Annotated in this window: 12 protein-coding genes and 1 pseudogene; 3 read left to right on the top strand and 10 right to left on the bottom strand. The window is 69.8% G+C overall.

Annotated elements, in window-relative coordinates; translation table 11 throughout:
* The coding region (locus KY469_21025; GenBank protein ID MBW3665587.1) for a hypothetical protein at positions 1 to 501 on the top strand (501 nt) is incomplete at its 5' end.
* Between the two features lie 44 nt (positions 502 to 545).
* On the opposite strand, the gene tkt is transcribed toward KY469_21025, so the two are convergent.
* The 8 genes and pseudogenes from tkt to KY469_21065 all read right to left on the bottom strand — a co-directional run bounded on the left by tkt (position 546) and on the right by KY469_21065 (position 10,236).
* Complete coding sequence (gene tkt / locus KY469_21030; GenBank protein ID MBW3665588.1) at positions 546 to 2,594, bottom strand: transketolase; 2,049 nt, start codon at positions 2,592 to 2,594, stop codon at positions 546 to 548.
* The gene (gene pgl / locus KY469_21035) at positions 2,591 to 3,313 is read right to left on the bottom strand and encodes a 6-phosphogluconolactonase (protein MBW3665589.1); all 723 of its coding nucleotides are present in this window, start codon (positions 3,311 to 3,313) and stop codon (positions 2,591 to 2,593) included. Before pgl ends, tkt begins: the two co-directional genes overlap by 4 nt.
* Positions 3,310 to 3,917: pseudogene (locus KY469_21040) on the bottom strand (histidine phosphatase family protein). The gene pgl and the pseudogene KY469_21040 overlap by 4 nt, the downstream one beginning before the upstream one ends.
* Positions 3,914 to 4,810, bottom strand: coding sequence for an ROK family protein (locus KY469_21045; GenBank protein MBW3665590.1), 897 nt, complete (start codon positions 4,808 to 4,810; stop codon positions 3,914 to 3,916). Before KY469_21045 ends, KY469_21040 begins: the two are co-directional and overlap by 4 nt.
* The gene (zwf, locus tag KY469_21050; protein ID MBW3665591.1) at positions 4,803 to 6,206 is read right to left on the bottom strand and encodes a glucose-6-phosphate dehydrogenase; all 1,404 of its coding nucleotides are present in this window, start codon (positions 6,204 to 6,206) and stop codon (positions 4,803 to 4,805) included. The genes KY469_21045 and zwf overlap by 8 nt, the downstream gene beginning before the upstream one ends.
* The gene (gene gnd, locus KY469_21055) at positions 6,203 to 7,219 is read right to left on the bottom strand and encodes a decarboxylating 6-phosphogluconate dehydrogenase (GenBank protein MBW3665592.1); all 1,017 of its coding nucleotides are present in this window, start codon (positions 7,217 to 7,219) and stop codon (positions 6,203 to 6,205) included. The genes zwf and gnd overlap by 4 nt, the downstream gene beginning before the upstream one ends.
* Positions 7,220 to 7,236: 17 nt before the next feature.
* On the bottom strand, positions 7,237 to 9,861 hold the full coding sequence (locus KY469_21060; GenBank protein ID MBW3665593.1) for a bifunctional transaldolase/phosoglucose isomerase: 2,625 nt from the start codon (positions 9,859 to 9,861) through the stop codon (positions 7,237 to 7,239).
* Between the two features lie 186 nt (positions 9,862 to 10,047).
* On the bottom strand, positions 10,048 to 10,236 hold the full coding sequence (locus KY469_21065) for a hypothetical protein (protein ID MBW3665594.1): 189 nt from the start codon (positions 10,234 to 10,236) through the stop codon (positions 10,048 to 10,050).
* Positions 10,237 to 10,694: 458 nt separating this feature from the next.
* Between KY469_21065 and KY469_21070 the strand changes: the two genes are divergently transcribed.
* Positions 10,695 to 11,195 carry a DUF3105 domain-containing protein gene (locus tag KY469_21070; GenBank protein ID MBW3665595.1) on the top strand — a complete coding sequence of 167 codons (501 nt, stop codon included), beginning with the start codon at positions 10,695 to 10,697 and terminating at the stop codon, positions 11,193 to 11,195.
* Positions 11,196 to 11,363: 168 nt separating this feature from the next.
* Here KY469_21070 and KY469_21075 read toward each other — a convergent pair whose 3' ends face one another.
* Complete coding sequence (locus KY469_21075) at positions 11,364 to 11,804, bottom strand: hypothetical protein (protein MBW3665596.1); 441 nt, start codon at positions 11,802 to 11,804, stop codon at positions 11,364 to 11,366.
* Between the two features lie 54 nt (positions 11,805 to 11,858).
* Entirely contained in the window at positions 11,859 to 12,038 is a 180-nt protein-coding gene (locus KY469_21080; GenBank protein ID MBW3665597.1) for a hypothetical protein, read from the bottom strand.
* 611 nt (positions 12,039 to 12,649) lie between these two features.
* On the opposite strand from KY469_21080, the gene KY469_21085 reads away from it, so the two are divergent.
* The coding region (locus KY469_21085) for a cobaltochelatase subunit CobN (GenBank protein MBW3665598.1) at positions 12,650 to 12,787 on the top strand (138 nt) is incomplete at its 3' end.

A 12,787-nucleotide genomic window follows, 5' to 3' on the forward strand; every position in this document is an offset into this window, starting at 1 on the left:
GCCGGCTGGGTCGGCGGTTTCGTGGGCGCGGTAGCGATGACCCTGCTCATGAAGATGGGGACGAGCATGGGCATGAGCAACATGCCACCGATGCCCGTCATCCAAGGGGCGATGTTCACCGACGACGAAGGCACGGCCCGCAAGATCGGCATGTTCACGCACCTGATCATGATGGGCACACTGGTCTTCGGGACCACCTACGCGGCGTTGTTCGCGTCCTTCGGGACCGCGAGTTGGCTGACCGGTGTGTTGATCGGTCTGGTGCACGCGGTGGTCGCGGGGGCGATCGGCTTCCCGATGATGGGATCGGCCCATCCACGCATGGAGTCTCCTGCGACCTTCACACACGACGTCACCTACCGGTCGGAACCGGGAGCGCTGCGGATCGCCTCGCCCGGGTTCTTCGGGGTCAACTACGGCTCGGGTACACCCATGGGTCTACTGATGGGCCATGCTGTGTACGGGCTCGCGGTGGCGCTGGTCTACAACGGGTTCGCCTGAGTCCTCGGCGACCCGAACGGGCACGTCCACCGTTAGTGGAAGGATCATGCCCGTGGACGCTGTACGCGGTCGTCCAGCAGCTCGTGGATCTGTTCGGTCACTCTCTCGGGAGTCAGGTCGAGGTGTTGGTAGACCTCGGGAGCCGGAGCGGACACGCCGAACCGGTCGATGCCCACGACGCGGTCGGTGAACTCGCGCCAGCCCTGTGCGCTGCCGGCCTCGACGGCGACGGCCGGTCGTTCCGGCGGGAGCAGGGCGCGCTTCTCGGCGGCGGGTCGTGCTCGGTACAGCTCCCAGGACGGTAGGGACACGACCCGGACAGCGGTCCCCTGTTCGGCCAGCTGGTCGCGCGCCGCCAGGGCGAGGTCGACCTCCGAGCCGGTGGTGACGACGGTGGCGTCCTCGCCGTCGGCGACCACCGCCCCGGCCGGATCACGTTCGTACGGGTCGAGGACGGGCAGGGACTGTCGCGACAGCACCAGGGCGACGGGTCCGTCGCTGGCGATCGCGGTCACGAGCGCGTCCGCGGTCTCGTTGCTGTCTGCCGGCCGCAGGACCGTGAGGTTCGGGATCGCCCGCAGGGCAGCGAGGTGTTCGATCGGCTGGTGGGTCGGGCCGTCCTGCCCCAGTCCGATCGAGTCGTGGGTGAACACGTAGGTGACGGGCAGGTTCATCAGCGCGGACAGCCGGATCGCCGGCCGTACGTAGTCGCTGAACACCAGGAACGTGGCTCCGAAGACACGGAAGCCGCCGTGCGCGGCCATGCCGTTCAGCACGGCGCCCATGGCGTGCTCGCGCACGCCGAAGTGGAAGTTGCGCCCGTCCCATTGACCGGCGGCTACGTCACCGGCTCCTTCGATGGTCGTGTAGGTGGACGGCGCGAGGTCGGCGCTGCCTCCCACGAGCTCGGGAACGTCGGGCGCGACGGCGTTGAGGACCTGGCCGAGCGCCTTGCGTGTCGCGATCCCGTCCCCGGCCTCGAAGCCCGGGAGCTCATCGGACCAGCCCTCCGGCAGGTCGCCGGCGATCTGGCGTTCGAACCGTTCGACCGCTGCGGGGTCCACCTCGCGGTAGCGCTCCAGCGTCTGTTCCCATCGGCCGTGGGCGATGGCGCGGTCGGAGACCAGCGTTCGCCAGTGGTCGTAGACGTCGTCGGGGACCGTGAACGGCCCGTGCGACCAGTCCAGCTGTTCGCGGGTGGCGGCCAGCGCCTCCTGCCCGAGCGGTGAGCCGTGTGCGTCGGCGCTGTCCTGCTTGGGTGAGCCGTAGCCGATGTGGGTGCGCACGATGACCAGCGTCGGTCTGTCCGTCTCCTGTCGTGCGGCCTCGACCGCGCCGTCGAGGGCGGCCAGATCGTTGCCGTCGTCGACGCGGACCACGTGCCAGCCGTAGGCGGAGTAGCGCCGCTGCACGTGTTCGCAGAAGGCGAGATCGGTGGATCCTTCGATCGAGATGTGGTTGTCGTCGTAGACGACCGTCAGGCGGTCCACGCCGAGGGCACCGGCCAGGGACGCCGTCTCGCCGGACACGCCCTCCATGAGGTCACCGTCACTGGCGATCGCCCAGGTGCGGTGTTCGATCAGCGGATCGAGGTCGTCGCGGTTGAACCGTGCCGCGAGCATCCGCTCGGTGATGGCGGCCCCCACCGCCATCGACACCCCCTGTCCGAGCGGACCGGTCGTGACCTCCACGCCAGGGGTGTGACCGCGTTCCGGATGGCCCGGGGTCTTCGAGCCGAGCTGACGGAACCGCTGCAGATCGTCGATCGACAGGTCGTACCCGGCCAGGTGCAGGCAGCTGTACAGGAGCATCGAGGCTTGGCCCGCGGACAGGATGAACCGGTCGCGGTCGGGCCAGTGCGGATCCTTCGGGTCGTGGCGCAGGTAGCGGGTGTACAGGCGGTAGCCGAGCGGTGCGAGCGCCATGGGCGTACCGGGATGTCCGGAGCCAGCCCGTTCGACGGCGTCAGCGGCGAGGAAGCGCACGGCGTTGACCGCGTCGCATTCGATGCCGGCCGGGATGTGGCCGGCGTCGCCGTGGCAGCGGGCCACGACATCGGTACGCAGGGCCTCTGGCTCGGTCGTGGTGCTCATGGTCGTCCTCCTCGGTTCGCGGGGGTGTCGGGCTTTATCTGAGCTGCAGCCTCGTCGTCGAGGATCAGCAGGGCGTCGTCGCGGACGACCCTGCTCGCCGGCAGCTGGGCGTCGTCCCGGAGCAGTCGACGGACGGCTTCGGCCTTGTCCGCCCCTGCGACGAGCCACAGTTGGACCCGCGTTCGGCGCAGGAGCGGGACGGTGAGGGTCAGCCGACGGCGGCCCTCGTAGCTGCCTGTGGCTGCGACGTCGGTGTCGTCGTCGAGGACGGGGTCCCCGGGGACCAGCGATGCGGTGTGTCCGTCGTGCCCGAGGCCCAGGTGGACGAGGTCGAGGACGGGAGGGTCCCCACAGACCTGCCGGAGCTCGTCGGCGTAGCGGACGGCCGCGGCGCTCGGGTCATCTTCGCCGACAGGCATGGGGTGGACGCGGGTGGTCCAGTCGGGGATGCTGCCGGTCAGGTGTTCGCGCAACAGTTCGAGGTTGCGGTCGGGGTGGCCGTCCGGGGCGATCCGTTCGTCGACCTGGAACACGTGTGTCCGTTCCCACGGGAGGTCGAGGTCGGCGAGTGCGGCGAGCATCGGGGCTGGTGTCGAGCCGCCGCTGAACGCGACCGTGAACGCGTCTCGCTCGTCGACGCTCTGCATCGCGGCGGCTGCGATCTGCATCGCGGCGTGCCGGGCCGCCAGGTGCCGGTCGCTGAACGTGGTGACCTTCATGGGCGCAGGTGGGAGCCGCTGTTCCAGACGTCGATGACGCGGATCTCACGCTTCCACCCGAGCGTGCTGATCGTTCCGGTGGACAGTCGCAGGCGGCGGCCGTCCTCGATGGGCAGACCGATCCAGCGGACCGCGACCGCCCGGAGCAGATGGCGTGCGCGAACACGGCTACGTCCTGACCCTCCTCACAGCGGTCGCACAGCTCGTCGACGATCCGGTCGACCCGCTGCTGGACCTCCGCCGGGGTCTCACCTCCGGGGGCGCCGTCGGTCCACAGCACCCAGCCGGGTGCCTGTTCGCGGATCTCGGCGGTCGTCAGGCCCTCGTAGTCGCCGTAGTCCCACTCGACGAGTTCGTCGCGCAGCTGTGCGACGTCTCCGTACCCCGTGATACGGGCCGTGTCGATGGCCCGTTCCAGTGGACTGCTCAGCACCAGGTCGAACTCCCGTCCCGAGAGTCGATCGGCGGTGAGTTCTGCTTTGCGCCGGCCTTCGTCGGTCAGTGGCAGATCGGTGCTGCCCGTGTGCTGTCCGGTGAGCGACCACTCCGTCTCGGCGTGGCGCACCAGCACGATCTCCTGGTCCGGGTAGGGCTCGTTGCTCACGGTCGCTCCTGTCCGATCGCTGTCCGCCAGGCGGCGGCGCCGATCAACCCGGCGTCGTCGCCGGTCGCCGCCACGACGAGTTCGATGGGTTCGGGGAGATCGGGGGGTCCGGCGTCGCGGAGGTGGTCGCGCAGCGGGTCGAGGAGCAGGTCACCGTTGCGGCCGACGCCGCCTCCGAGGACGATCACCTGCGGGGTGAACAGGTAGGCCAGGTTCGCGACCGCGGTGGCAGCCGCCTGCACGGTCCGCTCCCACACGCCCCGCGCCGCCCCGTCGCCCTCCCGTACCCGCTCGACGATGGTCGCGCCGTCGGCCGGCAGCCCGACCGCTTCGGCCTCGCGCTCGAGGGCGGTGCCGGACGCGAGTTCCTCGACGGAGGCGGGCTCGCCCGAGGTCGCCGCGTGGAGGTCGACGACGGTGTGCCCGAGTTCGACCGCCGACCGTCGTCCTGCCACGATCCGTCCGTCGAGCACCACGCCCGCTCCGACCCCGGTCGAGATCGTGACGTACACGACGTCGTCGTGGTCGCGTGCGGCGCCGAAGTACGCTTCTCCGACGGCGGCCAGGTCGGCGTCGTTCGCGATCGCGACCGCAACCCGGAGGCGTTCGGTGAGGTGTGCCTCGTCGAGAGCGCCTGGCCAGTGGGGCGGCAGGTTCGGGGCGTGCTCGAGCTGCCCAGCGGCGTAGAGGACGCGCCCGGGGACCCCGATGACCGCCCGTTCGACGGTGCCGCTGTCGAGGACGTCTCCAGCGAGCTGGAGCAGCGCCTGCGGGCACTCCGCATCCTGGGGGGTGGGCTCGGAGCGGCGTTGCTGGATCTGCCCGTCGGGGGTGACGACCGCGGCACGCATCTGCGTGCCTCCGAGGTCGATCGAGAGGATCGGTTCACCCATCGTCGTCGATCTCGGGGCAGTGCCAGCCCCCGTGCGCGGCGATGAGCTCGTCGGCCTGCTCGGGGCCCCAGGAGCCGGGCTCGTACTCGAGCACCGGCGGAGGATCGTCGAGCAGCTGGTCGATGACCCTCCAGGCCTCCTCCACGCCGTCAGCCCGGGCGAACAGCCGCTGGTCGCCGTCCATGGCATCGTCCAGCAGCCGCGCGTACGCGTTCTCGCGCGTGCCCTCGCGCTCCTCGTCGTAGCGGTAGGTCAGGTCGACGGGCCGGCTGACGAGCTCGTCGCCGGGTTCCTTGATCTGGACGCTGATCGAGACCTGCTCGCCGGGCTTGAGCCGGAAGAGGAGGTGGTTGGGGTGGGGAGGCGGGCAGTCGGCACGCGCGAAGAACAACCGTGGAGGCCGCTTGAACTCGACCAGCACGTCCGTGGCCGTGACGGGCAGGCGTTTGCCCGCGCGGACGTAGAACGGCACGCCGGCCCACCGCCAGGAGTCGATCTCCGCCTCGAGCGCCACGAAGGTCTCCACCTCGGAGTCCGCCCCGACACCGTCCTCGTCGCGGTAGCCCGCGAACTGGCCGCGGACGACCTTCGCGGGGTCGATCGACGGCATCGACCGGAGCACCTTGACCTTCTCGTCCCGCAACGCCTGCGCATCGGCGGAGGTCGGCGGTTCCATCGCGACCTGGGCCAGCACCTGGAGCAGGTGGTTCTGGAACACGTCACGCACGGCACCGGTCTCGTCGTAGAAACCACCGCGGCCCTCGACGCCGAAGTCCTCGGCCATCGTGATCTGCACCGAGTCGATGTGGTGGCGGTTCCAGGCGGGCGCCAGGAACGAGTTCGCCAGCCGGAAGACGAGCAGGTCCAGCACCTGCTCCTTGGCGAGGAAATGGTCGATCCGGTGGACGGCCTCCTCGGGGAAGGCCCGCAGGACGCAGCGGTTGAGCTCCTCCGCCGAGGCGAGGTCGTGACCGAAGGGCTTCTCGATCACCAGTCGTCCGTGCTCGTTGACGCCGACGTCCGCGAGACCTTGGATGACGCGTTCGAAGAGGCTGGGGGGGATCGCCAGGTACAGGACGGGCCGGCTGGCTCCGTCGAGGCTGTCGCGGAGCCGCTGGTAGGTCGCGTCCTCGGTGTAGTCACCGCGCACGTACGTCAACGCCGAGGTGAGCAGGTCCAGCGCGGCATGGTCGGGGTCGGACGGGCCGAACCGGTCGATCGATCCCCGGGCGTACCCGCGCAGGTCGTCGTCGTCCCAGTCGTCGCGCGCCACCGCGACCACGCGATCCGGGAGTTTCGAGTGCTCGGCCAGGCTGAGCAGCGCGGGGTAGATCTTCTTGCGCGCGAGGTCGCCGGTCGCGCCGAACAGCACCAGGACGTCACCGCGGTCGGTCATCCCTCGGCCTTCTCCTCGTGCCCGCCGAACTGCTTGCGCATCGCGGACAGGGTCTTGCCGGCGAAGTCCGCGTTGCCGCGTGAGGCGAAGCGCTCGAACAGCGCGGCGGCGATGACGTGCGCGGGCACGCCCTCGTCGACGGCTGCGAGAACCGTCCACCGGCCCTCGCCCGAGTCGGAGACTCGGCCGTCGAACCCGTCGAGCTCGGGATCCTCCAGGAGTGCGGCCGCGGTGAGGTCCAGCAGCCACGACTGGATGACGCTGCCGCGGCGCCAGACCTCGGTGACGGCAGCCACGTCGATGTCGAACCGGTAGTACTCCGGGTGGGCCATGGGGGCGGTCTCGGCGTCGTGCTGTTGATCCCCGGCCCCGACGTCGGCACGTTCGAGGATCGCGAGACCCTCCGCGTACGCCGCCATCACGCCGTACTCGATGCCGTTGTGGACCATCTTGACGAAGTGGCCGGCGCCGGTGGGGCCACAGTGCAGGTAGCCGTGCTCGACCGGGGCGGGCTCGTCCTGCCGACCTTCGGTGCGAGGCGCCGCCTCGACCCCTGGTGCCAGCGAACGGAAGACGGGGTCGAGGTGGTCCACCGCGTCGTCGTCACCGCCGATCATCAGCGAGTACCCGCGCTCGAGCCCCCAGACACCGCCGCTCACCCCGACGTCGACGTAGCGGATCCCGGTCGGTTCCAGCTGCTGGGCGCGGTCGATGTCGTCGCGGTAGTAGGAGTTGCCGCCATCGACGATGATGTCGCGCTCGTCGAGGAGGTCCGCGAGACGGTCGACGGTCTGGCCCACGAACCCGGCCGGGATCATGAGCCAGACCACCCGGGGCGGGTCGAGCGCCGCCACGAGGTCCTCCAGTGAGGTCGTCCCCTCGGCCCCTTCGGACTCGATCTCGCGGACCGCTTCCTCGTCGACGTCGTAGACGACCAGCTCGTGGTCGTCGCGTTGGAGCCGGCGCACCATGTTGGCACCCATACGTCCCAGCCCGATCATGCCGATCCTCATCGTGTGCTCCTCGCGTGTCACTCGTCGACGGCCAGCAGTTCGTCGAGGGGGACCCGGATCGCACGTCGGCCACGGTCACGCAGGGCCTGGAGGTCACCGGCGGCCTGGGCCCGCTCGAGTGTGGCGAACCCGAAGGACTCACCGGGGATCTCGACGTCACGCTCGTGGTCGGTGACCACCTGGACGAACACGCCGGTGTTCGGGCCGCCCTTGTGCAGCTGCCCGGTCGAGTGCAGGTAGCGGGGCCCGACACCCAGGGTCGTCGCGATCCGGTGGCGGTCCCGCAGCGCCACCCGTACCCGTTGGAGATCAGCCAGACGCTCGTCCTCGGGATCCAGGTAGGCCTGGAGCGCCAGGTAGTCGCCGGTCCCGACCTGCGCGAGCAGCGGTGCGAGCGGTTCGGGTCCGACGTCCGGCGCTCCCTCGTCCAGCGCGGCGCGGGCAGCATCCTTGGCCGTCTCGACATCAGGCTGATCGAAGGGGTTGATCCCCAGCGCCGCGCCCGCGAGAGCGGTGGCGATCTCCCAGCGCATGACCTCGCCTCCGAGGTCGACGGCGTCGTCGACGCGGAGGTCGACGACGGGATGTCCGGCCTCAGCCAGTGCCGACAGCCGGGTGGGGTCGGCGCCGATCCCCACGAAGAGCCGGTCGTCGCCGTACATCTCGGGGGCTGCTAGGGGTTCGTCGACGATCGGCACGATCCCCGTGCCGTGCTTGCCGGTCGACTCGGCTATCAGCTGCTCGACCCACAGGCCGAAGGCCGCCAGGCGGTCGTCCACGACGAGGGTCAGCTTGTCCCGGCCGGCCAGGGCAGCTCCGGCCAGGACGGCGCCGAGCTGCACCGCCGGGTTGTTCGGGGGCTCGACGCAACCTGCGCATCCGGTGGCGACGCGTCCGGCGCGGTGAAGGAGCTCGGCGACGTCCACGCCCGCGAGCGCGGCCGGGACGAGACCGAAGTAGGACAGCGCGGAGTACCGGCCGCCGATGTCGGAGCGGTTCTCGAAGACCCGACGGAACCCTCGTTCGCGTGCTAGCTCGGCCAGGTCCGTGCCCGGATCGGTGACCACCGCGAAGCGCTGCGGGTCGCGATCCTGGTCCCACAGCCACTCCAGCAACGAGCGGGTCTCCACGGTCGTGCCCGATTTCGACGAGGCGAGCACGAGCGTGGAGTCCAGGGGGAGGCGATCGGCGACCCGGGCGATGGCGTCGGGGTCGATCGAGTCCAGGACCTCCAGTTCCAGGGCTTCGTCACTGCCGTTCAGGGCGTCCCGGACGACGATCGGGAACAGGCTCGAGCCGCCCATCCCGATCACCAGCGCGTGGGTGAGTCCGTCGGCGACCGCCTGCTTGGTGAACGCCTGGAGCTCGTCGACCCGCCCTTCCATCTCCTCGGGGCTGTCGAGCCACCCGAGACGGTCCGCGACCTCGGTGGGATCGTCCTGCCACAGCGTGTGGTCGCGCTGCCAGAGCCTGCGGGCCGCGTCGCGCCGTGAGAGGTCCTCGACCACCTCCGACACCCGCGCGGACGGCGGTCCGAGTCGTGATGCCTCCGACGTATCCCGTTCGAGCTCTTCGACCTTGTCCTCGATGCAAGCGAGCAGGCGTTCGAACGAGTCGGCGAACTTCTGGTCGCCTTCCTCCTGCAGTTCGCGACCGAGGTCCTCGAGGTCCACGCCGGCGTCTTCTGCGCGTCGGGTGACCTCCTCGGCTCCGCTGGCGTCCTCGGACAGGGGCTGGCCGATGCCGTCGGCCTTGGCGACGGCCACGAGCGTGCCCTCCGGCATCGTGTTCACCGTGCCCGGCGCGGCCAACTCCTCCACGTAGTAGGTCTCGGGCAGCTGCGGGTCCTTGGTGGAGGTGCTGGCGAACAGCACCTTCTGGGGCAGGGCTCCCGCCTCCTCGAGGACCCGCCACCGGTCGGAGCGGAGCAGATCGCGGTACGCGACGTAGGCGAGGTGACCGCTGGCGACACCGAGCAGGTTCCGCAGATCCGCCGGCAGGCGATCGTTGGCCTTGCCGTCGATGCGTGAGATGAAGAACGACGCGACCGACGCGACGTCCAGGTCGAGGTCGTCCTCGAAGCGTCGCTCGAGTCCGCGCACGTACGCATCGGCGACGGCCCGCCACTGGGGCAGTGAGAACAGCAGCGTGACGTTGACGTTCACTCCCCGGAAGATCAGCTCCTCGATCGTGGGCACGCCGGCCGGCGTGCCGGGCACCTTGATCATGACGTTGGGGCGGTCCACCCGGTCGTACAGCTGTACAGCCAGATCGATCGATCCGTCGGTGTCACGCGACAGTCGAGGGGGCAGCTCCAGGGATACGAACCCGTCAGCACCGTCGGTGCGGTCGTAGATGTCCCGCAGCACGTCTGCGGCGTCCCGGATGTCATCGACGGCGAGATCCCAGAACAGCTCCTCCGGATCGCCCAGACCGCGGTCGACCGCGGTGCGCAGCGCGTCGTCGTAGTCGTCGCTTCCCGAGATCGCCCGTTCGAAGATGGTCGGGTTGGACGTCACCCCGGACACGGCGTAATCCCGCGTGTAGCGGTCGAGCTCGCCGCTGGTCAGCAGGGCACGCCGGATGTTGTCGTACCAGACGCTCTGTCCGAACTGTTGAAGCTGATGCAGAGGTGTGTCCACGGGGATCCCTGGGATCGGCGGCGATCGATCGAGACAGGCGACGTCTCGCTCTACCCAACCCGCTCTCGGCGCGGCGCCTTCCATCGCGGATCGTCCCATCTTGCACGCCCCGCTGGCGATGGCCGAGATGCGGATGAACGGGAGCACCGCCGTGAGCCGCCGGACCGGCGGCGAAGGTCAGTGCTGTCAGGTGGGGCCGTGGGCATGTTCCACCGTTACGTCGAACCCGCGCCAGAACAGGGTGCCCTTGGTGCCCAGGCGCACACGCTCCGACCAGCGGGCCATGTCAGGGGCGACGAGCACCTCGATGTCCTCGTGACGGACCAGCTCGTAGCTGCTGGTGTCCTTGCCCTTCAGGTAGATGTCGACCGACACCTCCGGCCGGCCACCTCAACCGACGGCGCTGATGAAGTCCAACGCTGCGGTCCCGCCCTTACGGCGGATGAGGTCGGCGGCCTCGGCGGTGACATCCAGCTGCATCGCGTACCTCGGAGGACGGAGGACAGGTAACGCGACCAGGGTAGGCGAACCGTCGAGGTCGACCTTCCCGGATGACGCGTCCCGTCCGCAGGTCGGGCTGGAACACAGACCGTCATCGGCTGGTTCCCTCGGCGTGAACACCGGGATGCAGGACGACGGACCAGACGGCATCGGAGCGCGCGGTCACGCGCGGGCGATCGTGGTGACCCAACCTGACCGGGAGATCGATCATCGGTGAGACCCCAGCCCAACGGCGGCGCCGCCTGAAGAAGGAACGCAGCCGCGCCGCCAAGGAGCGGCGTGGCCAGCGCCGCCGTCGACGGCGGTTGCGGGGTCGGACCAGGCGCGTCGCGGTGACGACGGTGGTGGCGGTGCTCGTGGTCGGTCTCGCCGGCGGCCTCTGGTACGTGACGGGACGGGAGTCGCGTGCCGCAGCGGGCCGTCTGGGCGACCTCGTCGTCAGCGAACCGCACCGGGGACGCGATCACGTGCCGTCGACCACGACCGAGGCCGCTCCCACCTCGGGCAACCACCAGGGCGGGGCGGTCTGCGGCGTCCACGACCGGGTGATGACCGCCGATCAGCAGATCCACACCCTCGAGCACGGCGCGATCGTCTACCAGTACCGGCCCGACGACGTGCAGGACGACGAGGTGCAGGCGCTGGCTGACCTCGCGGACGAGTTCGGTTCCCATGTGCTGGTCGCACCCAACCCTGCTCTGGACGCCCCGTTCGTGGCGACCGCCTGGACACGCAAGATGCGTCTGGACGCGGTCGACGTCGACAAGGCTCGCGATTTCGGGGTCGCGTTCACCGGGAACGGTCCCGAGTCGGTCGCCTGCCCACTGAACTAGGTTCCTGCTGTCCGTGTCCGCGCCGGATGCCCCCACATCCCGGGCCATCGGGACGCTGGCATGGAAGGCGCCTGGAGGTCGGTGGACGACGCCGCCCACCCGTGACCGATGAAGGGTGGGTGGGCGGCGCCGTGCCTGACGCGCGGGGTGACCGTCAGGCGGTCGGGTTCATGCGGTCCGGGTCCGATCCGGCACGAGTTCCTCGCTCGCCAGCTCGCTCGCGCCGACGTACACGGCTCCGAGGACGAAGCCGAACAGGAGGTGCCCGATCAGGCTCGTCACCGCCTGCTCGTTGATCTGGAAGGTGGGCATGCCCATCCAGATCGGCATGATGAGCAGGGGTCCCAGCACCCACCAGATCGCGCCGTACACGACACCGGACCCCAGCCCGGAGCCCCAACCCGACACAGCACGTGCGAGCGTGAGACCGAAGCCGGCTCCGATGATCGCCGAGATCACCAGGTGGACGACCCAACCGAGCGCGGGTCCTTCACCACCTACCAGACCGGCGATCATCCCGATCATCCCCTGCGTGTGCAGCAGGGCACCGAAGGCGAGACCTCCGACGATCCCTGCGATGGTGCTGGCACTGATCCTCTGCGTATCCATCGTTGTCCCCTCTCCTTGCGTTCTCTCCCTCTCTGCGGCTCGTGGGCGAGCCCCTCATGCGACCCGCGGCGCCTTCGGGATGTCGATCTCCGTTCCGGCGACGTGGTTGAAGTAGTTGGTCAGGATCGTGCGGATCGTGTCGGCGAACGCCTCGAGGAGCTGCTCTTCGCTCCATCCGGCGTCCAGGGCGGCCTGCCAGGTGTCGTCGGCCACGTGTCCCTTGTTGGCCGCCACCTCGCGGGCGACATCCAGCAGGGCGGACAGCTCCTCGGTACGCGTGCCATCGTTGCTCCTCGATCTCGGGTGTGTCGCCCGGACGTCCCGGGCTCACCAACGGCAACCCGGGTGCGCCGGACGTTCTTCGCCGCTCAGTACCGGCGTTCGTACGTGGTGCCCCCCCTGGCGCCGAGCGTGGCCGGGGCCCGCAGGTGCGCCCACGCAGCGCACAGATCTGACGACCGAACGTTCCCATCTGATCGGTCCGTCGACCGGAGACGACCAACGTCTGGGCTAGTCGATCTGCCGCTGGGATATTCCGCCGATCTCGCTCCCTTTCAGCCGTGGCGTCCCGCCCCTCGTGGATGGACGGTTCGTAGCGTCCTAGTGGAAGCGAGGGACAGGATCAGCGATGCAGCGTCCGACGCTCTCGAAGTTGGCGGGTTCGGTCGGCAGAGGCTTGGCGGCGGGCCTGGTCGGTACCGCAGTGATGACGGTGTCGAGCACGATCGAACAGAAGCTGCGTGAGCGGGGAGCCAGCTCCGCGCCCGCGGATGCGGCGTCGGAGGTCCTCGGCATCGATGAGTTCGAGGGCGAGGACGCGCGGGAGCGGTTCTCCAACCTGACCCATTGGGGGTACGGGACCGGGTGGGGTGCGGTCCGCGGCGTCATCGGTGCGGCCGGTGTGGGCGCGGGAGTCGCGCCGCGTGACGGGCATCGAGGTGATCCCGCTGGAGGAGCTCGGGCGGCCGCGGATCGACGTGACC

The organism is Actinomycetota bacterium, assembly GCA_019347575.1.
In the GTDB taxonomy this organism is placed as follows: domain Bacteria; phylum Actinomycetota; class Nitriliruptoria; order Nitriliruptorales; family Nitriliruptoraceae; genus JAHWKY01.

Coding starts and splice junctions, on each gene's coding strand:
- tkt (MBW3665588.1), bottom strand. CDS start 2,594: ATGAGCACCACGACCGAGCCAGAGGCCCTGCGTACCGATGTCGTGGCC.
- pgl (MBW3665589.1), bottom strand. CDS start 3,313: ATGAAGGTCACCACGTTCAGCGACCGGCACCTGGCGGCCCGGCACGCC.
- KY469_21045 (MBW3665590.1), bottom strand. CDS start 4,810: ATGGGTGAACCGATCCTCTCGATCGACCTCGGAGGCACGCAGATGCGT.
- zwf (MBW3665591.1), bottom strand. CDS start 6,206: ATGACCGACCGCGGTGACGTCCTGGTGCTGTTCGGCGCGACCGGCGAC.
- gnd (MBW3665592.1), bottom strand. CDS start 7,219: ATGAGGATCGGCATGATCGGGCTGGGACGTATGGGTGCCAACATGGTG.
- KY469_21075 (MBW3665596.1), bottom strand. CDS start 11,804: ATGGATACGCAGAGGATCAGTGCCAGCACCATCGCAGGGATCGTCGGA.